We start from the raw sequence: 20,067 nt of genomic DNA, 5'->3' as shown, positions 1-20,067 counted from the left end.
CGGGCGACGGGCGCAGCCGAGAGCCTGAGCCACGCCTGCGGAACCGCGGACCCGCATCGGCCCGGCGCGGCGGCCCGGCGCAGCCGCCGCGCATTGCCCGGCATTCAGCGTCCTCACATCCGCTCTCCGCCGGGCGGTCATGTCGAATCCAGCCGGCCACGGAAGAAACAAGGAGCCGGGCCGCCGCACCAGCGGTCCGTCCCTCCGTCCGGCACAGGAGACCGCCATGCCCGCATCGCCGCTCGCCGTCCCCGCCCCGCTGACCGCTCCCCTCACCGCCCCGCCGTCCGTTCCCGTTCCGCCCCAGCAGGCGGAGCCCCGCTACCTCGTCTCGCTCGCCCGTGACGAGGAGGAGGTGCGTGCCGCGCAGCGCCTGCGCCACCAGGTGTTCGCCGGAGAGATGGGCGCCAGGCTCGACGGACCCGAGCCGGGTCTCGACTCCGACGCCTTCGACGCCTACTGCGACCACCTGCTCGTGCGGGAGGCGGACACCGGGGACGTCGTCGGCACGTACCGGCTGCTGCCGCCCGAGCGCGCCCGTGTCGCCGGCCGCCTCTACTCCGAGGGCGAGTTCGACCTCACCCGCCTCGACCCGATCCGTGACGACCTCGTCGAGGTCGGCCGCTCCTGCGTCCACCCCCTGCACCGCAACGGCGCCGTGATCGCCCTCATCTGGGCGGGCCTCGCCCGCTACATGACCCGCACCGGCCACAACTGGCTCGCCGGCTGCTGCTCCCTCCCCCTCGCCGACGGCGGCACCCTCGCCGCCGCGACCTGGGACACCGTGCGGGCCAAGAACCTGGCTCCCGAGGAGCACTGGGTCACCCCGCACAAGCTGTGGAACGCGGAGGGCGTCACCCGCCCCGCCGGCCGCACCGAACTGCCGCCGCTGCTGCGCGGCTACCTCAGGCTCGGCGCCTGGGTGTGCGGGGCGCCCGCCCACGACCCCGAGTTCAACGTCGCCGACCTCTACGTGCTGCTGTCGCTGCGCCGCACGGACCCGCGTTACCTGCGGCACTTCCTCTCCCTCGCCCCCGTGCGATGAGCGCCTGGCTCCCCTTCGCGCCCTGCACGCCCGAGGGCTGCGCGAGAGGCCACGGGCCCGCCGCCGGGCCGGTCAAGGCCCTCGCCCGGCTCCTGGCGGGCCTCGCTACCGTGGGCTGCGGCCTGCTGCTCGCCCCTCTCGCGGCCCTCTTCGGCGTACTCCTCGGCGCCCCCTTCCGCCACCGGCTGACCCGCTGCTGGTCGCGTGCCGTGCTGCGGGCGTTCGGCGTGCGGGTACACGTCGTCGGTGTGCCGCACGACCTGCGGGCCTCACTGGTCGTCGCCAACCACATCTCCTGGCTGGACATCCCCCTGGTCGCCGCCGTCCTGCCGGGACGGATGCTCGCCAAGAGCGAGGTCCGCTCATGGCCGGTCCTCGGGCCGCTCGCCGCCCGCGGCGGCACCTTCTTCCTGGAACGGGACCGGCTGCGCGCCCTGCCCGCCGCCGTGGCGTCGATGGCGGACGCCCTGCGCGGCGGTGCCCGTGTCGTGGTCTTCCCCGAGGGCTCCACCTGGTGCGGGCGCGGCCAGGGACGGTTCCGGCCCGCCGCGTTCCAGGCGGCCCTCGACGCGGGCGCCGCCGTCCAGCCCGTACACATCGCGTATACGCCCACCGGGGCGGCGGCCTTCGTCGGCGACGATCCGCTGCTCGCCTCCCTGTGGCGGGTCGCGGCGGCCGAGAGGCTCACCGCGGAGATCCGGCTGCTGCCGCCGATCCTCCCCGGAAGCCGCCCCGACCGCCGCTCACTGGCGCGGGCCGCTCAGCTCGCCGTCGCGAGCGACAGCGCGAACCTGCCCTCCCCGTCCGTCCACCAGTGCGTCAGGTCCATCCCCGCTGCGGCGAGTTCGGTGCGTACACCGTCCTGACGGAACTTCGCGGACACCTCCGTCCGCAGTTCCTCCCCTTGCTCGAACGGCACCACCAGATCCAGCTCCGGAATCTTCACGGTGAGGGCGGAGCGGGCCCGCAGTCTCATCTCGATCCACTCGTTGTCGCGGTCCCAGCGCGCCACATGGTCGAAGTCGCCGGGATCCACGTCCGCTCCGAGCTCCCGCGCCAGCACCGCGAGGACGTTCTTGTTGAACTCGGCGGTGACGCCCGCGGCGTCGTCGTACGCGCGCACCAGTACCGCCTCGTCCTTCACCAGGTCCGTGCCGAGCAGCAGGAAGTCGCCCGGGTCCAGCATGGCCCGGACGGACCGAAGGAAGAGCGCCCGCTCGTCCGGCAGGAGGTTGCCGATCGTCCCGCCGAGGAACGCGACCAGCCGCGGTCCCGGCGTCACGGGCAGCGTCGGCCCGTGAGTGAAGTCGGCGATCAGGGCGTGCACGTTCAGGTCCGGATGATCGGCCAGCAGGGCCTCGGCCGCGCCGTTCAGCGCGCTCTCGCTGACGTCCACGGGGACGTAACTGTGCAGCGAGGGCAGGGCGTCCAGCAGGAACCGGGTCTTCTCGGACGAGCCGGACCCGAGCTCCACGAGCGTCCGCGCCCCGGTCGCCGCGGCGATCTCCGGTGCCCGTTCGGCGAGGATCTCCCGTTCGGCGCGGGTCGGGTAGTACTCGGGGAGCCGGGTGATCTCCTCGAACAGTTCGCTGCCGCGGGTGTCGTAGAACCATTTCGGCGGCAGGGTCTTGGGCGTACGGGTCAGGCCGTGCAGCACATCGGCCCTCAGCGCGGCGGTGGTCGCGTCCTCGGGCAGGGTACGGGTCAGCAGGAACGGGCTCACTTAGGTCGGCTCCTTGAGCTCGGTCAGCAGGACGTCGGTGCGGGTCGCGGTCAGCAGCGTCCGGTCCGGCACCTCCTGCCACAGCGGATCGTCGTCGTACGGTTCCGAGGCCACGACCGTGCGCCGGCCGGGCTCGGTGAGATACCAGAGGGTGTCGCCCCAGGCGGTCGCGGCGATCACCGTGCCGTCCGTCAGGAGCAGGTTCAGCCGGGATCCGGGCGCGGCCGCGGCCGTGTCACGGACCGTGTCGGCGAGCGCCTGGGCGGGGGAGTCGCCCTCGCGCAGCCGGCGCAGCACCAGCGCCCACAGCAGCGCGGAGTCGTTGCGCGCCTCCATCGACAGCAGTTCCTCCGCCGGCAGCGCGGCGGCGAGCGGGCCCATCGATGCCGGCCAGCCGCGCACCGCGCCGTTGTGGCTGAACAGCCAGGGCCCGGAGGCGAACGGCGCCGCCGCCGCCTCGCCGTCCGCGCCGGACGCGGTGGCGTCCCGCACGGCGGCGAGTACCGCGTGACTGCGCACCACGCGCGCCAGGTCGGTGAAGGACAGGTCCGCCCAGATCGGCCCCGAGCGCCGGTACCTGGCGGGCACCGGGTCGCCGTCCGCGTACCAGCCGATCCCGAAGCCGTCCGCGTTGACCGTGCCGTAGCGCTGCCGGCGCGGCGCCCAGGACTGTCGGAACAGACCGTGTCCGGGCTCGACGAGCAGTGCGGCCAGCGGCTCCGGCCGTCCGACGAAAGCGATATGACGGCACATCAGAGACCGCCCACGTCGGTGCCTGCGGGCTGCTGCGCGTCCCGTGCGGTACGGAAGCCGGAGAAGATCTGGCGGCGCACGGGCAGGTCCCAGTTGCGGAACGTGCCCCGGCAGGCCACCGGGTCGACGGCGAACGAACCGCCGCGCAGCACCTTGTGCTCGCTCCCGAAGAAGACTTCCGAGTATTCGCGGTACGGGAACGCGGCGAAGCCTGGATAGGGCAGGAAGTCGCTCGACGTCCATTCCCAGACGTCGCCGATGAGCTGCCGTACGCCCAGTGGCGAGGCTCCCTGCGGATAGCTGCCCGCCGGGGCGGGCCGCAGGTGACGCTGGCCGAGGTTGGCGTGCGCCTCCGTCGGGTCCGCGTCGCCCCACGGGTAGCGGCGGGCCCGGCCGGTGTGCGGATCGTGCCGTGCGGCCTTCTCCCACTCGGCCTCGGTCGGCAGCCGCCGGCCGGCCCACCGCGCGTACGCGTCCGCCTCGTACCAACTCACGTGCAGCACGGGCTCGTCCGGGGGGACCTCCTCGGTGACACCGAAGCGGCGGCGCAGCCACGTCCCGCCCTCCCGGCGCCAGAACAGCGGCGCGCCGATGTCGTGCTGACGGATCTGGTCCCAGCCCTCGGCCGCCCACCAGCGGCGCTCGTGGTAGCCGCCGTCCTCGATGAACGCCTGGTACTCGCCGCAGGTCACCGGAGTCGTGTCGATGTGGAACGCGGGCACGATGCGCCGGTGCGCGGGCCGTTCGTTGTCCAGCGCCCACGGCTCGGTGGAGGTCCCCATCGTGAACGCCCCGCCGGGCACCAGCACTTCACGTGGCAGCGGACCGATGTCGTGGGCGGGCGGCTCGGGCGCGGACAGGGCGGGCGGCCCCTTCCGCAGCTGATGGGTGATCAGCATCGTCTCGTCGTGCTGCTGCTCGTGCTGGGCGATCATCCCGAAGGCGAAGCCGGCGTCCAGGAGCGGACCGCCCTCGAACGCGGTGCGCTCCAGTATGTCCAGCACCCTGCCGCGCACGTCGGAGGCGTAGATCCGTGCCTCCGCGGGTGCCAGCAGCGGCAGGGAGGGACGGGCGGCGCGCGGATGCTCGAACGCGTCGTAGAGGGAGTCGATCTCCGGCCGCAGTGCCTCGCCCTTGCCGACCTGGCGGAGCAGCCACTGCTCCTCCTGGTTGCCGATATGGGCCAGGTCCCACACCAGCGGCGACATCAACGGCGAGTGCTGGGCGGTCAGATCACGGTCGTCCACGCACGACGTGAGAGCGGCGGTGCGGTCACGGGCACGGGTCAGCGCATCGAGTGCCAGACTCCGCAGCTGGTCGGTCATGTGCCGGGCTCCTTCACCACGGTGGCGATCAGGTCGTCGGCGGGGCACCGGCCCCGCAGTACATGGCGTTCGTTGAAACGGGCCACCTCGTCGCGCACCACCGTCGACGCGCCGAGGCGCCCCAGCGCCTCGAGGGCCGCGGCGAAGCACGTCACGGCCGCGCTCCGCAGCTCCTCCTCGGCCAGCCCGTGCCGGGCCGCCGCCACCCACAGCGCGTTGCGCGGCGCGGCGCCGGCGCCCATGGCCTCCGCCAGGGGCTTGAGGGAGCGGTACACGGTCTCCGCCGCCTCCGGATCGTCGAAGAGCGCGGCGGTCACCGCGAGCGGCACCATCCAGCCGTTCTCGCCCGGCTGCGCGTCGATCATGCGCAACTCCAGGTGTCCGCGCGGACGTACGGGCGGGAACAGCGTGGTGAGGTGGTAGCGCAGATCCTCGGAAGTCGCCGGACGCGGCCCGCCGGAGCGCAGCCAGCCCCGGAAGGTCAGCCCCTCGGGGAGCGGCCACGCCCCCTCCGGCATGCGTACGCACATCACGGGCGCGTCCAGCGCGTGCGCGGCCCACGCCGCCCGCGGCTCCGCCTCCGGCAAAGGCGCCATCGGGCGCACCGGATCGAGGACGTTCCACACCGCCTGGCGTGTGGAGCGCCAGCCCGTGGGACGCCCGGCGATCATGGGCGAGTTGGCGAAGGCCGCCAGCAGCACAGCGCCCAGCAGATGGGCGAGCCGCCAGCGGCGGCCGTGCCCGAGCGGGCCCGGCTCCTCCTCACCGGCGTCGAGCGACACCTGGACGGAGGCGGAGCTGCACATCATGGAGCGGCCGTAGGGGCCGGAGCGGTCGAGGCATCTCTCCATGGCGTCGTAGCGCGGTTCACGGAGGATGCGGCGGGGCGGGTGCCAGGGATCGAGTCCCATGCCGTTCAGTGCGAGGCCTGCCGGACGGAGGGCCGTTCGCACGGCGTCCAGATCGGCGGCTGTGGAGTCGATGCACTCCATCAGGGAGGCGGCGGGGCGCGAGCTGAGTTCCAGCTGCCCGCCGGGCTCGAAGGTCAGTACAGAGGTCAGGGGCAGGGCGCGTATGTCGTCGAAGGCGCTTCTGAGGCGGTCGCGCGCCACGGGTTCACCGGGTTTCTCCCGGTCATGGACCAGCCATTCCACCTCCACGCCCAGGGTGCGCGGCGGGCCCGTCTTGAAGCAGATACATCGGAGCAGGTCCTCGGCCTCGTCCTCGGACATCGGACGGCTGAAGTCGCCCGTTCCCGCTCGGTGCATGATCGGCTCCTCCTGTCGAAGGGACAACTGTCAACCTAAGGCCACCGCTGCGGGTCCGCACAAGAGTGCCCCTGAGGAGCGGAAATGTGTTTGCCGCCGTCACCCGGGGTTCTTGATGATGTCGGGCATGAGTGCACGACTACGGGGAATCGCCAAGCAGACCGAGGAGATCGTCGGGGCCGGGGGGTACCGCCTTCCTGACGGACGCGGGATACGGATCGGGCAGCAGCTCGCCGCCGCACTGGCGGGCACACGGATGTACGGACCGGAGCCGGTTCCCGTCTCACCGGACACCGACCGGATCACCGACTTCGAGGTCACGGGCGAGAGCAGCACCGAGGCCGCCCGGCGGCTCACCGGCGCAGGAGAGGGACCGGTCGCCGTCCTGAACTTCGCCTCCGCCCGCAACCCCGGCGGCGGCTACCTCAACGGGGCCCAGGCCCAGGAGGAAGCGCTGTGCCGGGCGTCCGCCCTGTACGCCACGCTGCTGCGCGTGCCCGGGTTCTACGAGCACCACCGGACGGAACGCAGCGTCTTCTACACCGACCGGGTGATTCTCTCGCCCGGCGTGCCGGTCTTCCGCGACGACCGGGGGCAACTGCTGGAGCAGCCGTTCACGGTCGGCTTCCTCACCTCTCCCGCCCCCAACGCGGGAGTCGTCGCACTCCGCACACCGGGCGAGGCCCACCGCATCCCCGCCGCGCTCGCGTCACGAGCGGAACGGGTCCTGGAGACGGCAGTGGCCGGCGGCTACCGCCGTCTCGTGCTCGGTGCCTGGGGATGCGGCGTGTTCCGCAACGACCCCGCGACCGTCGCCGGCGCCTTCCACGCGCTGCTGACCGGCAGCGGCCGGTTCGCAGGCCACTTCGAGGAGATCGTCTTCGCCGTGCTCGACCGGACAGGCACCTCGCCGACGCTCGCCGCGTTCCGCCGCACCTTCGCCGACCGGACCGGCGCCCCCGGGGCTCAGCTCCAGCCGTAGCGCTCCCGCAGCCGCCGCACCACCCGGTCGAACCGCGGCCGGTCCAGGGCGCACGCCTCACGGCGCATGCCCGTCTCGTGCACCCGCAGCACCCGGTCCAGATCCACCCAGGACTCACGCCCGGCGCCGTCCCACGGCCCGACGCCGATCGGCACCCACTCCCGGTCGTTGTCGTGCCGCTTGCTGGACAGCTGGACGGCCAGCAGCGTGCCGGCCGCCTCCCTGGCCACGACCAGGACCGGCCGGTCCTTGCCGCGGCCGTCGTTCTCCTCGAACGGCACCCAGGTCCAGACGATCTCGCCGGGGTCCGGATCGCCGTCGCGATCCGGCGCGTACGAGGTGCGCACCGGACCGACGCGGACCGGATCCGCCTGTGTGGTGGCGGCCGGGCCGCTGCTGCCGGGCTGGTGGCCGAAGACGTCGGAGCGCGTGGAACCGTGCGGTCCACGAGGACCGGGCGAAGGGGCGGTGGAATGCGTCATCCGGTCACGGTAGTACCCGCCCGGCGACATGCGGCCGCGGCGGCGGGTGTCTAGCGTCGCCTGCATGAACACTCAACCGCAGCGCTTCGGGATCATCGTGGTCCCCGAACACGTCGAAGGGCACGATCCCGCCACTCTCGCCGAGGACGTCATCCGGTCCGCCGTCGTGGACGCCACGGGCGAGCTGGGCGCGTCGGGCTTCCCCCGTTACGTCGGCGACGGCGTCGAGGTCGACATCGACCCCGAGACCCGCGCGGTCGAGGCCCTGCTGGTGGACGGCGCGGAGCTGTCGCTGGGACTGGTGGCGCGAGTGGTGGACGCGGAAGAGGCGTAGCACCCCCCGCGGGTGTGCCGCCGGCGTGACGGTCGAACCGCGCCGGTGCACAGCGCGCGTACACCGCGCACACCGGTGGACGACGCGCGAAAGGCCGGGGTCCGGCCCGACGAGGATCGGGCCGGACCCCGGCCGTACGTGCTGCCGGGCCCTGAGCGCGGGGGACCGTGCCCGGTCAGGCGCTCGCCTGGCCCTCCTCGGCCGCGGCGCCCTTCTGGGCCTCGTCGATCGACTTGCGGACCGCGTCCATGTCCAGGGCGCGGGCCTGGCCGATGACGTCCTCCAGGGACGCCTCGGGCAGCGCACCGGGCTGGGCGAAGACCGCCACGTTCTCGCGCACGATCATCAGCGTCGGGATCGAACGGATCTCGAAGGCGGCCGCGAGCTCCTGCTGCGCCTCGGTGTCGACCTTCGCGAACACCAGGTCGGGGTGACGCTCCGACGCGCCCTCGAAGACCGGCGCGAACTGGCGGCAAGGACCACACCAGGAAGCCCAGAAGTCGATCAGGACGAAGTCGTTGTCGGTCACGACCTGATCGAAGTTTTCCTTGGTGAGCTCAACGGTGCTCATGACGTGCTACCTCTTCCTGAGGTCCGGGGGACTCGCCCCGCACAACGGTGCCCGGGGCCGTGCTATTCCTGCCCCTGCCCATGTGGCCAGGACGCACACCCCGGATCAGACTGGCCCTATGACCCAAGCTGTGGAGTACGACGTCGTAGTGCTGGGCGCGGGCCCCGTCGGGGAGAACGTGGCGGATCGGACCAGAGCGGCGGGCCTGAGCACCGCGGTGGTGGAGAGCGAACTCATCGGCGGTGACTGCTCCTACTGGGCGTGCATGCCGTCCAAGGCGCTGCTGCGCCCGGTGATCGCGCGGGCGGACGCCCGCAGGCTGCCCGGTGTGAGCGCCGCCGTGCAGGGCCCGCTGGACAGCAAGGCCGTACTGGCCCGCCGCGACGAACAGGCAGCCCACTGGAACGACGAAGGCCAGCTGGCCTGGCTGGATTCCATCGGCGCCCGTGTCTACCGGGGCAAGGGGGCCCTGCACGGGCCCAGGAAGGTGGTGGCGTACGGGCCGGAGGGCGAACACTACTCACTGACCGCCCGGCACGCCGTCGTCGTGAGCACCGGCAGCCGCGCCGTACTGCCCGACATCCCCGGCCTGGCCGGGGCCAGGGCGTGGACGAGCCGCGAGGCCACCAGCGCCCGCGAGGCGCCGGGCCGGCTCGCGGTCGTCGGCGGGGGAGTGGTCGGGGTGGAGATGGCCACCGCCTGGCAGGCACTCGGCTCGCAGGTGACCATGCTCGTCCGCGGCGGCGGCCTGCTGCCCCGGATGGAACCGTTCGTCGGTGAGCACGTGGCCGACGGCCTCAGGGAGGCCGGAGTCACCGTCCGTACGGACACCGACGTCACCGCCGTGGAACGCCCCGGCGGCACCGGCCCCGTCACCCTGGTACTCGGCGACGGCGAGCGCATCGAGGCCGACGAACTGCTCATCGCGACGGGCCGCGCCCCGCGCACCGACGACATCGGACTGGAGACCGTGGGCCTGGAACCGGGCTCGTGGCTGACGGTCGACGACAGCTGCCGCGTGCAGGGCACGGAGTGGCTGTACGCCGTCGGTGACGTCAACCGCCGCGCCCTGCTGACCCATCAGGGCAAGTACCAGGCCCGTGTCGCGGGGGCCGCCATCGCCGCCAGGGCGCAGCAGGTTCCCCTGCTGGAGACCGACCGGTGGGGCGCCCACGCCGCGACGGCCGACCACGCGGCAGTGCCCCAGGTGGTGTTCACCGATCCCGAGGCGGCGGCCGTGGGACTCTCCCTCGCCGAGGCCGAGGGGGCCGGACACCGGGTACGCGCCGTCGACTACGACCTCGCCTCCGTCGCGGGCGCAGGGCTGTACGCGGAGAACTACCGCGGTCACGCCCGCATGGTGGTCGACCTGGACCGCGAGGTCCTGCTCGGCGTCACGTTCGTCGGCGCGGGCGTCGGCGAGCTGCTGCACTCGGCCACGATCGCGGTGGCCGGAGAAGTGCCGATCGACCGGCTGTGGCACGCTGTTCCGTCCTTCCCGACCATCAGCGAGATCTGGCTGCGGCTGCTGGAGACGTACCGGGCGGGCTGACCGGGGCACGCGCGTCGGGGCCGGCAGGGCGGTGCATCCACCCTGCCGGCCCCGAGTCGTTGCCTGCCGGCCCACGCACCCGAGTCGTTCGCGCTCGACGGCCGGTTCTGCGACGGGCTCCCTTCGGGTGTGACAACTCCTGCGTGAATTCTTGACGGCGGTACGGCGCGGGCGGATTCTGAGAGCGCTCTCAAGAGCGCTCTCAGAGACTGATTCCTCGAGGATCCGATCAGGAGGAGGTGGAGCGTGTTTGTCTCACGGAAGTTACTGGCGTTGGCGTTCACCGCGCTGCTGTGCGCCGCCGGCGTCACCGCCACCGGGCCCACCGCGACGGCGGAAGCCGCCGTGCCCGCGACCATCCCGCTCAAGTTCACCAACAACTCGGGCCGCAGCGAGCCGGTCTACATCTACAACCTCGGCACGGAGCTCAGCACCGGCCGGCAGGGCTGGGCCGACGCGAGCGGCACGTTCCATCCCTGGCCGGCCGGCGGCAACCCACCGACCCCGGCCCCCGACGCGTCGATCGCCGGCCCCGCGTCCGGCCGCTCCGTCACGATCCGGATGCCCAAGTTCTCCGGGCGGATCTACTTCTCGTACGGGCAGAAGCTCGTCTTCAAGCTCACCACCGGCGGCCTGGTGCAGCCCGCGGTGCAGAACCCGAGCGACCCGAACCGCAACATCCTCTTCAACTGGTCGGAGTACACGCTCAACGACTCCGGTCTGTGGATCAACAGCACACAGGTGGACATGTTCTCCGCCCCCTACGCGGTCGGCGTCCAGGCCGCCGACGGCACGGTCAAGAACACCGGTCACCTCAAGCCCGGCGGCTACAACGGCTTCTACAACGCCCTGCGCGGTCAGCCCGGCGGCTGGGCCAACCTCATCCAGACCCGGGCGGACGGCACCGTCCTGCGCGCCCTCGCCCCCGGCCACGGCATCGAGGCCGGCGCGCTGCCGGCGAACATCATGGACGACTACATCAACCGCGTGTGGAACAAGTACACGACCTCGACCCTCACGGTCACGCCCTTCGCCAGTCAGCCGGGCATCAAGTACTACGGCCGGGTCTCCGGCGGGGTCATGAACTTCACCAACGGCTCCGGGACCGTCGTCACCTCGTTCCAAAAGCCGGACTCCGACAGCGTCTTCGGGTGCTACAAGCGCCTCGACGCCCCCAACGACCAAGTGCGCGGCCCGATCTCACGCACCCTGTGCGCGGGCTTCAACCGCTCGACGCTGCTGACCAACCCCAACCAGCCGGACACCGGCTCCGCGAACTTCTACCAGGACGTCGTCACCAACCACTACGCCCGCAAGATCCACGCCCAGATGGCCGACGGCAAGGCGTACGCCTTCGCCTTCGACGACGTGGGCGCCCACGAGTCACTGGTGCACGACGGCAACCCGCAGACGGCGTACGTCACGCTGGACCCGTTCAACTGACAACGGGGACGCCCCGACGAACCCGTACGACGCGCACCGTGCGACGCGCAGCGTCACGGATCGCGGCACCGCAACTCGCGCCACCCGACAGGCCCGGAGACCTGCCGACTCCGTCAGCCGTGCCGTCCCCGGAGACCTGCCGCTCACTGGAGCCGCGGCCGTCCCCGGAGCCGCGCCGCCCTGGAACTCCGCCGTCCCCGGAACTTCACCTTCCCGGGGGCGGCGGAGAGGTCTTGATCACCGTCGGGCATGCTGGCCCGGTGACCGTGCTCTCCGGCTTTCTGCCCATCTGGGCGATCACCGCCGTCGGTTGGGCGGCCGGGCGGTTCGACGTACTCGGAAAGCAGGCCCAGTCGGTGCTGGGCCGGTTCGCCTTCGCGTTCGCCATGCCGGCGCTGCTGTTCGTGACACTGTCCCGGGCCGAGGTGTCCGACCTCGTGAGCCCCGGCGTGGCGGTATTCGCCGCCAGTGTCCTCGTCATGCTCGCCCTCGGCCTGGTGATCGGCCGCTGGGTGTTCCGCCGCGGACCGGCAGACCGGGCGATCGGCGCCATGGCGGGTGCCTACGTGAACTCCGCCAACCTCGGCATCCCCGTGGCCGTACATGTGCTCGGCGACGCCTCGTTCGTGGTCGCGGCCGCCATGTTCCAGACACTGTTCGTCACCCCTCTCGTCCTGACCCTGATAGACCTCGACGCGGGCCGCGGCGCCGCAGGCCGGAGCCGCTTCCTTTGGCTGCCGCTGCGCAACCCGATCATCGCCGCGTCGGCGGCCGGGGTGACGGTGTCCGTCCTCGGCCTGCACCTGCCGGAGGCCGTCACCGCGCCCGCCCAGATGCTCGGTGGCGCGGCGGTCCCGGCGGCGCTGTTCGCCCTGGGCATGTCCCTCGACACCCGCGCCGCGCGGCCCGGCGCCGCGGCCGTCGAGGACGCCGCGCCCGCCGGGCGTGCGGAGCGACACGTCCTCGTCACCCTCAAAACGGTTGTCCAACCGCTGGTCGCCTACGCGCTGGCCCGGTGGGTGTTCGGGATCAAGGGCGACGACCTGCTCGCGGTGGTGCTCTGCGCGGGTCTGCCGACCGCCCAGAACGCGTTCATCTTCGCGGCGCAGTACCGCCTCGACACCCGACTCGTCAGGGACGCCGTCGTGCTGACCACCTTCATCTCCATGGGATCCCTCTCGCTGATCACGTGGCTCCTCGCGTGAACGGCACGGCGGTGGGAGAGACCCGACGCCGTTCGGCGGGAATCCGGGGCGCGGAACGGGGATCCCCGGCCCCCGCACCGGCATAGGTTGGGCCCATGAGCAATCTCGATCGTCAGGCCACCCCCTCCGTATGCGGCGGGCGTGGCTTCGTCGTCGCCGAGCCCGTCCGGGAGCTCCTCAGCCCCCGCCGCGTCCCGCTCGGAGAGTCCACCGAGGTCCGCAGGCTGCTGCCCAACCTCGGGCGGCGGATGGTGGGCGCCTGGGCCTTCGTCGACCACTACGGCCCCGACGACATCGCCGACGAGCCGGGCATGCAGGTGCCGCCGCATCCGCACATGGGCCTGCAGACCGTCAGCTGGCTGCACGAGGGCGAGGTCCTGCACCGCGACAGCACGGGGGCTCTGGCCACGATCCGTCCCCGGGAGCTCGGTCTGATGACCTCCGGACGGGCGATCAGCCACTCGGAGGAGAGCCCCCGCCCGCACGCCCGCTTCCTGCACGGCGCCCAGCTGTGGGTGGCGCTCCCCGGTGCACACCGCGGCATCGAGCCGCACTTCCAGCACCACACGGAACTGCCGGAGGTCACCGCCCCCGGCCTGAGCGCGACGGTCGTCCTCGGCACCCTCGACGGAGCGGCCTCACCGGGCACGACGTACACGCCCCTCGTGGGGGCGGACCTCACCCTCGCCCGGGGCGCAGAGGCCCGCCTGCCGCTCGAGGCGGACTTCGAGTACGCGGTGCTCTCCATGTCCGGCGAGGCCCATGTCGACGGCGTTCCGGTCCTGCCCGGCTCGATGCTCTACCTCGGCTGCGGCCGCTCCGAACTGCCCCTGCGCGCCGACTCGGACGCGAGTCTGCTGCTGCTCGGCGGCGAGCCGTTCGAGGAGGAGATCGTGATGTTCTGGAACTGGATCGGCCGGTCCCACGAGGAGATCGCCGAGGCCCGCGAGGACTGGATGAACGGAAACCGCTTCGGCGAGGTCAAGGGCTACGACGGCCCTCCGCTCCCGGCGCCCGCGCTGCCGGCGACAGCGCTGAAACCACGCGGAAGGGTGCGCTGACCTGGGCATGCCGATGCAGCCGGGTGAAGGAGGCGAAATCCGGCCGCGGCCACCGCCAGGACAGCGTCGGTCGTGAAACCGACGCCTTGTCCTGCGGTACGCCGGTACCCCGCCATCAACGACGGCGGCGGGGCGGGAACCGGAGCCCGGCAGTGCGGATGGCGCGCTGCGCGGTCCGGCTCGGCGCAGTCGGGCTGCGTGATGTCGAGACGCGCTTCATGCCGGGGAGCCGACGGGGGTGAGGCCGGCGGCGTGCAGAACGAGTGGCCTGGGCAGGCCCAGCGCGTCCGCGAGTTCGGTGAGTTCACTTCTGGTGGGGCTGATGGGGCCGCTGGAGCCGTCTTCTGCGAAGACCCGGATGCGCGGGGTTCTGATGCCGGTCTTGTCGGCGACCGCCTGTGGGGTCATATGTCGACGGCGCATGGTGTCGTGTAACAGTTGCGCCAGATCGTTCATCCTTCGTCTCCTTGGTGGGTTCGGCGACGTGCGATTCGGCTCGTGTGCCCTGGAAGGCGAGTTTCACCCTGGACCAAACGGGTCACTGTCCGATCGCCCGCCCGAAATGGCCGTCCACCGCGGCCCACAGTCCGTTCCCCGGAAGCCCACACTCTCGGGTGGCTGCCGTGAGACCGACCCGGTCGAAGCCCACTTCGGGCAGCACGCCCGGGGGCGGTCAGGCCGGCGAGGCCATCTCCTTCGGGCCGTAGAGGGCCGCGGTCCCACCGGTGAGCAGAGCCCAGTACCGATCGCCGAAGGACCAGTGCCACCACTCGGTGGGACAGTCCACGAGCCCCCGCGGCGGTGAGGACGGAACCCAGCAGCTTCCGGTTGGCGCGTGCTTCCGTGCTGATGTCGGCGGCCTCGGTGTAGCAGGCACCCTCGCTCTCCTCGGGGTCCGCGTTCATCCGGGTGCCCAGGTCCAGTTCGCGCCCGTCGGCATCCGCCAGGGTGAGGTCCACGGCCGCGCCGGCGCTGTGCGGAGCGATGTCGGGCGGTGACACGTACCGACTCGCCGCCGAGTGGATCTGCTCGGCGGACCAGTCGGCGTGGACGGCCTACAACTGGCCGGTGTACTCCTCGAAGTACGCACGCTGGAGCGAGGGGGGCCGGTAGCCCTCGACGAACAGCAGTCGCAAGCCTCGCGGGAGAAGTTCCTGGGCCCTCAACAGCCGTTCCACCACACCTTCCCGCCGATACGCGTACGCATCTTCCGGGTCCTGCTTGCGCGAATCGATCAGCAACGAGCTGTCCTGGCGGACGTCCACGAGACGTCCACCGCACTCGGCAACGGGTATGGCGGCGACCTTCGGATCCGACATCAAGACGATCTCGCTCATGGAGTGATCATCTCGCAGGGCTCAGCCGGTGAACTGACGTGAGGGCCTGCATGAAAGAAGGCACTCGCAGCAGTCGGCTCGCGCTCCTCACATCAGGGATCTCAGCACGTCGACCTCACAGCCCGGCGCGGACGGGTCGAAGCCGTGCTCGATCAGCCAGCGAACTCCCAGCAGGCTGCGCAACGACCACCACGCGCGGATCACGTCGAGGTCGACGTCGGTGCCGTAGCCGGCGACGACGTCGCCGAGGTGCTCCTCGTGTCCGAGCGTCAAGGTGGCGAGGTCGTACAGGGCGTCACCCCGGCCCGCCTCGGACCAGTCGATGATGCCCGTGATCTCGTCATCGTCGACGAATACGTGAGCGATCTGCAGGTCGCCGTGGGTGAACACCGGGGTCCAGGGCCGGAGCGCGGCCTCGGCGACCTGTCGGTTGCGCGTGACCAGGTCGGCGGGCAGGACGCCGTTCGCCACGAGCAACTCGCACTCGCTGTCGAGATCCGCCGTCAGCTCGTCGATGCGCCGTCCGGCCCGGCCGGGGCGGGCCGGCAACGGTGCGTCGTGCAACTTCCGGACGGCGGCGCCCGCCGCGGCCCACGCCGCCGGCGACGCGGTCGACGGCTCGCCGAGGCGGCCGAGCGCCCTCCCCGGGACCGCGGCGATCGCGAGCACAGGCGGCTTGCGCCACAGGATCCTCGGGGTCGGGACCGGCGCCAGGGCCATCGCCTCGACCTCGACGTCCATGCGCTCCCGGTCGGCTTCCACCTTCAGGAAGACGTCACCGACGCGCAGGGTCGCACGCTCGGAATGGGCGACCACGACCTGGACCTCATCCATGGCGACCAGTATCCCGGGTGACCGCGGAGGAGAGAACCGGGTGGCGAGTGCGGCGTCCTCAAGGGGTGTCCGGCGACGCGGAGTTACGTATCCCACGTTTCGGTCGATGCTTGAACGGCGACTCACCGCACCCCGTTTTCCTCGGTATCCGGTGACCCACCTGAAGACCGGTGAGTGAGTGAGGTTCGCAGATGCCCACGATTCTGTCCGACGCCGGCCGGCGTCGCCCTCCGGCCGCCGTTGCCTGCTGCCCGGCCGGGTCGGCGGCGCACGGTTCCTTCCAGCGACCCACGCACTGATCGGTCGAGCGCATGGACTACTGCCTTCCCTGCCGCCGTCCCCTCAACGGCACCGTGACGTGCCCGGAGTGCGGGGCGTACGAGTCCGACGCGGCACCCCCGGGTGATCGGAGCGGGGATGCTCCGGCAGCCGGTACAGCGGTGTGGGACGTCCTGTTGAGCGAGGGGTCCGGCCCCTCCGAATCCCCCGACGAGGCCTGGTCCCCAGCTTCTTCGGCCGACGCGCCCGCAGCCCGGCGACGTCCTCCGCCGCAGTTGAAGAAGTACGGTGTTCGGGCTCTTGCGGCGGCCACGTTCGCCGTGCTCGGCGGCCTGGCCGGCGCGTCGCTGCTGCCCCAGCACTCCATCGATCCCCCGCAAGCACTGCCCACCCCGGACCAGGCATCTCCGGATGAGCCCGATGCCGACGTCACCGCATCACCGACGGCCTCACGCTCACCGGAACGTCCGGCGACGCGCCCGGGCAGAGGTGGAGCCGTCAGGGACCGGAGCAGTGCCGGAACGCGGAGTCCTCGCGCGACGCCCACTCCCCGGGAGTCACCGGCTCCGCAAGCTCCCGCTGCCACCAGCTCGCCGCCACCTGCGACGGCCGGGCCGACGCCGCGTCCTCCCGACGGCCGTCCCAGCCAGTCGGCGTCCTCCCCGACGGCGACCCCCTCAGCGAGTCCCTCCGTCAGCGTCAGCCCGTCGCCGCCGCCGAGCGGCCCCACTCCCAGCACCACGGCTGTGCCCGTCCCTGGTGGACAGCCGCAAGGGAGGACGTGAGCATCTTGCTGACCGGCGCCGCCGGAGCGGGCCGGGCCCTCGACGCCACCCTGCGCGAGCGCGGCCACCACGTCCTGACGGTGGGCCGCACCTCCGGTGACCTGAGGTACGACCTGACGACCCCGATCGGATCACGGCCCCTGTACGAGGCCGCCGGCCCGGTGGACGCCGTGGTCAGCGCCGCCGGCTCCGTCCCCTGCAAGCCGCTGTCCGAGATGACGCCAGCCGACTGGCACTCCGCCTCCCCGGCCAGGGCTCGGTCGCCACCGCCGACGTCGCCCAGGCATACGTCCGCTCCGTCGAAGGAGCCCGGACCGGACGCGTCTACGAGCTCTGACTGACGATCCGACCGGACGCCGCGCGCGGGAGGGGGCCGACGGTCCGGGGCAGCGCTCAGGTCTGGGCATGCCTGCCGATCGTGAGCTCGACCTCGTCCTCCGTCGAGGTGAACCGCCGGATCAGCCAGGCTCTGCCGTCGATGAGCGTTCCGGCCTCGGTGGTGTAGGCCGGGACGGTGAGTACGGGGCCCGCCGGTCCTCCCGTGCGCAACTCCGCGTCGGCGATCACACCGTCGGAGAACCTCAGGTCCACGTCGATCGGCTGTGGGTCTGCTGCAAACGCACGGGGATCAGGCAGCCGCTGGAGGCGGCAGCGGGCACCCGGAAACAGGTGCGTGTGATCGCAGACGGCCAAGAACGTGTCCGCTTCGGACGGTCCGGTGGAGGGCTGAGGCATGAGGAGGCTCCGGAGTGCGCGGTGACGACGGTCCCTTGGCGGTCTGGCTGCCGGAGGGGCGGGACGCGGCGTGTCACCGCTGCTCTTGCGATGGGCCGGGTGTCAGGCGACGTGGTCGAAGCCGTGCCCGATGTAGTGAAGTACGGCTTCCTCGCGGCCTGCGAAGGGGGTTCGCCAGTCGCCTGTGGTCCGGTAAAGGTAGTCCGTGTACGTGCCGAGACCGATGAGGTCGGGGCGGCCGTCCTTGGTGACGTCGCCGACGGCGATGATCTGGTAGTACGCGTTCCAGCCTGCTCCGATCCTCGTGCGGGGGGCGAACGTGCCGTCACCCTTGCCGAGGTACAGCCAGAGAACGCCGTTCCTGTCACGGGCGACCAGGTCGCCCGCCGCGCGGCCGGCGATGTTCCCGAGGGCACTCAGCTCGTTGTAGACGCCCCAGCCGCCCCCGATCTTCTTCCGGGGGGAGTAGGGCCTGGCGGCGTTCCCCGTGCCGGGGTACAGCCACAGGACGCCGGCCTTGTCGGAGGCGACGATGTCGGGGCGGCCGTCGTTCGTCAGGTCGCTGCCGGCCTTGATCCTGTCGTAGATCTGCCAGCCTGTGCCGACCTTGAGGCGGGTGGCGAAGCCGCCCCGGCCGTCGCCCTGGTAGAGCCACAGCACGCCGGACCTGTCGCGGGCGAGAAGATCGCCGACCGCTGTCCCGCCGAGGTTGCCCGTTGCCTCGATCCTGTCGTAGATCTGCCAGCCCCCGCCCACCTGTCGGCGGGTGGCCAGGTTCAGCGACTTGCCGTAGTAGCTGGTGTCGACCCGCCACAACACGCCCTCGTGGTCCCGCTGCAACACATCGAGGGAACCGTTGTCGTTGAAGTCGTGCGGTTGGGGCTTACGGACGACGGTGAACGACCCGGAAGCCTCGAAGTCGTAAGGAACGCGGTTGACCGACTCGGCTGTGATCGTCCAGGTGTAGTCGCCGTTCGGGGCATCGCCGCCGTTCACCGGGTCGAAGGCTTCCCAGTACATCCTGAACGTGCGTGGTGTTCCCCCGTTGCCGAGCGGGTGCGTGGTCGTGATCCCGGTCCGCTGGTGGCGGAGGACCACGGTCGCCCAACCGTCATGGGTGAGTTCCCATTCCAGCGGAACGTAGTCCTTGCCGGTCATGTCGATCACGGGCGGGACGGTGTGCCGGATGAGCGAGACGTCGTCGCCGGCGACGGCCGCTCCGGCTGACACCTCCGCCGTGAGGGGAGCAGCTTGCGCCGGGGCGCTCAGCGCGCCTGCTCCGGTGACCGTGAGGACGGTGGCGAGGGCGGCGAGAAGCCGCCGCCGGGTGAAGTGAGCACGAGGCACGATCAGTTCTCCCTCAGGGCATCAGGCGCACCGCGCGCCACACCCTTGTGACGCACGAGAAGGGGAAAGGTTGTACGAGCCTCGAGGCGCTGACGGTCGCCGACGCCTGTTTCGAGACCGTCGGCGCCCACCGGTCGGCACTTCACCCGGACCTTGCCGACCCGTGGACTCCGCGGCGTCGAACGACACGACGCCGTACTTGTCCGCCGGCAGTGGGGCCTTCGGCTCGGGGGACGGCGAGCCTGTGGACCGCGGCGCCCAGCAGTCGCACGCTCTGGTGGTGCGAGTGTCCGCGGCGGAGGTGTGACGGGCGGAGGTCGGGTACCCGTCTGCTTCCGGGCGCGGTCGGGCACGACATGCCCCACCCGGCGGGCAAGGAAGGGAAGGACGGAACGATGACGACGTCTCGCGGTGACCTGCCCGCCCCTGAGCAGGGCCTGGTCCTCACCCACTTCCTGACGGTGAACGACGTCGCGGTCTCACGGCGTTTCTACGCCGACGTCTTCGGCGGCAAGGTCGTGCTGGAGGAGAATCCGGCCATCGTGAAGGTGGCCAACAGCTGGATCATCATGAACCCGGGCGGCGGGCCCACCCCCGACAAGCCGGACGTCACTCTGGAAGTGCCGGCGAGCAGCGAGCACGTGTCGAGTTTCCTTAATGTACGGGTGGCCGACATCGCCGCCTTCTACGAACATGCCGTGGCGAAGGGTGCCCGGTTCCTCACGGAGCCCCTCGACCGCAAGGCAGAGCTGCGCTGCTACATGCGCGACCCCGACGGCTATCTCATCGAGGTGGGCCAGGCCACCGGCCTGCTGAAGGGAATCTTCGCCGATCTCCCCGAGGAAGCCTGACTGCGGCACCCACGAGTTACGGCGGGCGCGGCGGCGAACGCGACGTTCAAGGGTGAGTTCGTCCACGCGGCTCCCGCCGTCGCCGGCTTAGTCCAGGGCGCAGTCCTGGCCCTTCCCGGACGGCGTCCGTCCCCCGGCGGACCCGGCCGCCACCC

General features: G+C 71.7%; 21 protein-coding genes and 1 pseudogene. 11 read left to right on the top strand and 11 right to left on the bottom strand.

Translation table 11 applies throughout. The features are described from left to right. The first annotated feature begins 226 nt into the window (after positions 1-226). Complete coding sequence (locus SPRI_RS03550) at positions 227-1,045, top strand: GNAT family N-acetyltransferase (protein WP_005308357.1); 819 nt, start codon at positions 227-229, stop codon at positions 1,043-1,045. After that, complete coding sequence (locus SPRI_RS03545; RefSeq protein ID WP_005308354.1) at positions 1,042-1,911, top strand: lysophospholipid acyltransferase family protein; 870 nt, start codon at positions 1,042-1,044, stop codon at positions 1,909-1,911. Before SPRI_RS03550 ends, SPRI_RS03545 begins: the two co-directional genes overlap by 4 nt. Here the strand turns inward: SPRI_RS03545 and egtD are convergent. The 4 genes from egtD to egtA are packed head-to-tail and all read right to left on the bottom strand — an operon-like array spanning position 1,806 to position 6,114. Further along, positions 1,806-2,768: an L-histidine N(alpha)-methyltransferase gene (gene egtD, locus SPRI_RS03540; RefSeq protein WP_005308351.1), complete on the bottom strand. Its 963-nt coding sequence runs from the start codon at positions 2,766-2,768 to the stop codon at positions 1,806-1,808. The genes SPRI_RS03545 and egtD overlap by 106 nt on opposite strands. Beyond that, complete coding sequence (egtC, locus tag SPRI_RS03535; protein ID WP_005308348.1) at positions 2,769-3,521, bottom strand: ergothioneine biosynthesis protein EgtC; 753 nt, start codon at positions 3,519-3,521, stop codon at positions 2,769-2,771. Further along, positions 3,521-4,846 carry an ergothioneine biosynthesis protein EgtB gene (gene egtB, locus SPRI_RS03530; RefSeq protein WP_005308344.1) on the bottom strand — a complete coding sequence of 442 codons (1,326 nt, stop codon included), beginning with the start codon at positions 4,844-4,846 and terminating at the stop codon, positions 3,521-3,523. The genes egtC and egtB overlap by 1 nt, the downstream gene beginning before the upstream one ends. After that, positions 4,843-6,114: an ergothioneine biosynthesis glutamate--cysteine ligase EgtA gene (egtA, locus tag SPRI_RS03525; protein ID WP_053556685.1), complete on the bottom strand. Its 1,272-nt coding sequence runs from the start codon at positions 6,112-6,114 to the stop codon at positions 4,843-4,845. Before egtA ends, egtB begins: the two co-directional genes overlap by 4 nt. Positions 6,115-6,241: 127 nt before the next feature. Between egtA and SPRI_RS03520 the strand changes: the two genes are divergently transcribed. Then, on the top strand, positions 6,242-7,096 hold the full coding sequence (locus SPRI_RS03520) for a TIGR02452 family protein (protein ID WP_037775836.1): 855 nt from the start codon (positions 6,242-6,244) through the stop codon (positions 7,094-7,096). On the opposite strand, the gene SPRI_RS03515 is transcribed toward SPRI_RS03520, so the two are convergent. Beyond that, positions 7,081-7,578 carry a type II toxin-antitoxin system PemK/MazF family toxin gene (locus SPRI_RS03515; protein WP_005308338.1) on the bottom strand — a complete coding sequence of 166 codons (498 nt, stop codon included), beginning with the start codon at positions 7,576-7,578 and terminating at the stop codon, positions 7,081-7,083. The genes SPRI_RS03520 and SPRI_RS03515 overlap by 16 nt on opposite strands. Before the next feature lie 64 nt (positions 7,579-7,642). Here SPRI_RS03515 and SPRI_RS03510 point away from each other — a divergent pair, with 64 nt between their 5' ends. Then, positions 7,643-7,912, top strand: a complete 270-nt coding sequence (locus SPRI_RS03510; protein ID WP_037773074.1) for a hypothetical protein — start codon at positions 7,643-7,645, stop codon at positions 7,910-7,912. A 175-nt stretch (positions 7,913-8,087) separates the two neighbouring features. Here the strand turns inward: SPRI_RS03510 and trxA are convergent, their stop codons facing one another. After that, complete coding sequence (gene trxA / locus SPRI_RS03505; RefSeq protein ID WP_005308334.1) at positions 8,088-8,483, bottom strand: thioredoxin; 396 nt, start codon at positions 8,481-8,483, stop codon at positions 8,088-8,090. A gap of 118 nt (positions 8,484-8,601) precedes the next feature. On the opposite strand from trxA, the gene SPRI_RS03500 reads away from it, so the two are divergent. The 4 genes from SPRI_RS03500 (at position 8,602) to SPRI_RS03485 (ending at position 13,744) form a co-directional block, all read left to right on the top strand. Further along, complete coding sequence (locus SPRI_RS03500) at positions 8,602-10,035, top strand: dihydrolipoyl dehydrogenase family protein (protein WP_005308332.1); 1,434 nt, start codon at positions 8,602-8,604, stop codon at positions 10,033-10,035. Between the two features lie 246 nt (positions 10,036-10,281). Further along, positions 10,282-11,478, top strand: coding sequence for a glycoside hydrolase family 64 protein (locus SPRI_RS03495; protein ID WP_005308330.1), 1,197 nt, complete (start codon positions 10,282-10,284; stop codon positions 11,476-11,478). A gap of 260 nt (positions 11,479-11,738) precedes the next feature. Beyond that, positions 11,739-12,683: an AEC family transporter gene (locus SPRI_RS03490; protein WP_005308328.1), complete on the top strand. Its 945-nt coding sequence runs from the start codon at positions 11,739-11,741 to the stop codon at positions 12,681-12,683. Between the two features lie 95 nt (positions 12,684-12,778). Beyond that, complete coding sequence (locus tag SPRI_RS03485; protein ID WP_005308326.1) at positions 12,779-13,744, top strand: pirin family protein; 966 nt, start codon at positions 12,779-12,781, stop codon at positions 13,742-13,744. A 216-nt stretch (positions 13,745-13,960) separates the two neighbouring features. Here SPRI_RS03485 and SPRI_RS03480 read toward each other — a convergent pair whose 3' ends face one another. The 3 genes and pseudogenes from SPRI_RS03480 to SPRI_RS03470 all read right to left on the bottom strand — a co-directional run bounded on the left by SPRI_RS03480 (position 13,961) and on the right by SPRI_RS03470 (position 15,915). Further along, positions 13,961-14,200, bottom strand: coding sequence for a helix-turn-helix domain-containing protein (locus SPRI_RS03480; RefSeq protein ID WP_005308324.1), 240 nt, complete (start codon positions 14,198-14,200; stop codon positions 13,961-13,963). 217 nt (positions 14,201-14,417) lie between these two features. After that, a pseudogene (locus SPRI_RS03475) lies at positions 14,418-15,081 on the bottom strand (M15 family metallopeptidase). A gap of 87 nt (positions 15,082-15,168) precedes the next feature. Continuing rightward, a complete protein-coding gene (locus tag SPRI_RS03470; protein WP_005308322.1) occupies positions 15,169-15,915 on the bottom strand; it encodes a phosphotransferase family protein in 747 nt (248 codons plus the stop codon). Positions 15,916-16,226: 311 nt separating this feature from the next. Here SPRI_RS03470 and SPRI_RS40035 point away from each other — a divergent pair, with 311 nt between their 5' ends. Both SPRI_RS40035 and SPRI_RS03465 read left to right on the top strand, forming a co-directional pair. Then, on the top strand, positions 16,227-16,979 hold the full coding sequence (locus SPRI_RS40035) for an SCO2400 family protein (RefSeq protein WP_435850016.1): 753 nt from the start codon (positions 16,227-16,229) through the stop codon (positions 16,977-16,979). After that, positions 16,976-17,320, top strand: coding sequence for a Rossmann-fold NAD(P)-binding domain-containing protein (locus tag SPRI_RS03465; protein ID WP_050791402.1), 345 nt, complete (start codon positions 16,976-16,978; stop codon positions 17,318-17,320). The genes SPRI_RS40035 and SPRI_RS03465 overlap by 4 nt, the downstream gene beginning before the upstream one ends. A gap of 52 nt (positions 17,321-17,372) precedes the next feature. Here the strand turns inward: SPRI_RS03465 and SPRI_RS03460 are convergent, their stop codons facing one another. Then, on the bottom strand, positions 17,373-17,714 hold the full coding sequence (locus SPRI_RS03460; protein WP_005308317.1) for a hypothetical protein: 342 nt from the start codon (positions 17,712-17,714) through the stop codon (positions 17,373-17,375). A gap of 102 nt (positions 17,715-17,816) precedes the next feature. Then, positions 17,817-19,061: an FG-GAP repeat domain-containing protein gene (locus SPRI_RS03455; RefSeq protein ID WP_005308315.1), complete on the bottom strand. Its 1,245-nt coding sequence runs from the start codon at positions 19,059-19,061 to the stop codon at positions 17,817-17,819. Between the two features lie 395 nt (positions 19,062-19,456). Between SPRI_RS03455 and SPRI_RS03450 the strand changes: the two genes are divergently transcribed. Further along, on the top strand, positions 19,457-19,912 hold the full coding sequence (locus tag SPRI_RS03450) for a VOC family protein (protein WP_005308313.1): 456 nt from the start codon (positions 19,457-19,459) through the stop codon (positions 19,910-19,912). Positions 19,913-20,067: the final 155 nt, after the last annotated feature.

It is taken from the genome of Streptomyces pristinaespiralis (genome assembly GCF_001278075.1).
Lineage (GTDB): Bacteria > Actinomycetota > Actinomycetes > Streptomycetales > Streptomycetaceae > Streptomyces > Streptomyces pristinaespiralis.
The sequence above is the reverse complement of the archived record's forward strand: the minus strand, read 5'-3'. Positions and strand labels throughout refer to the sequence as shown.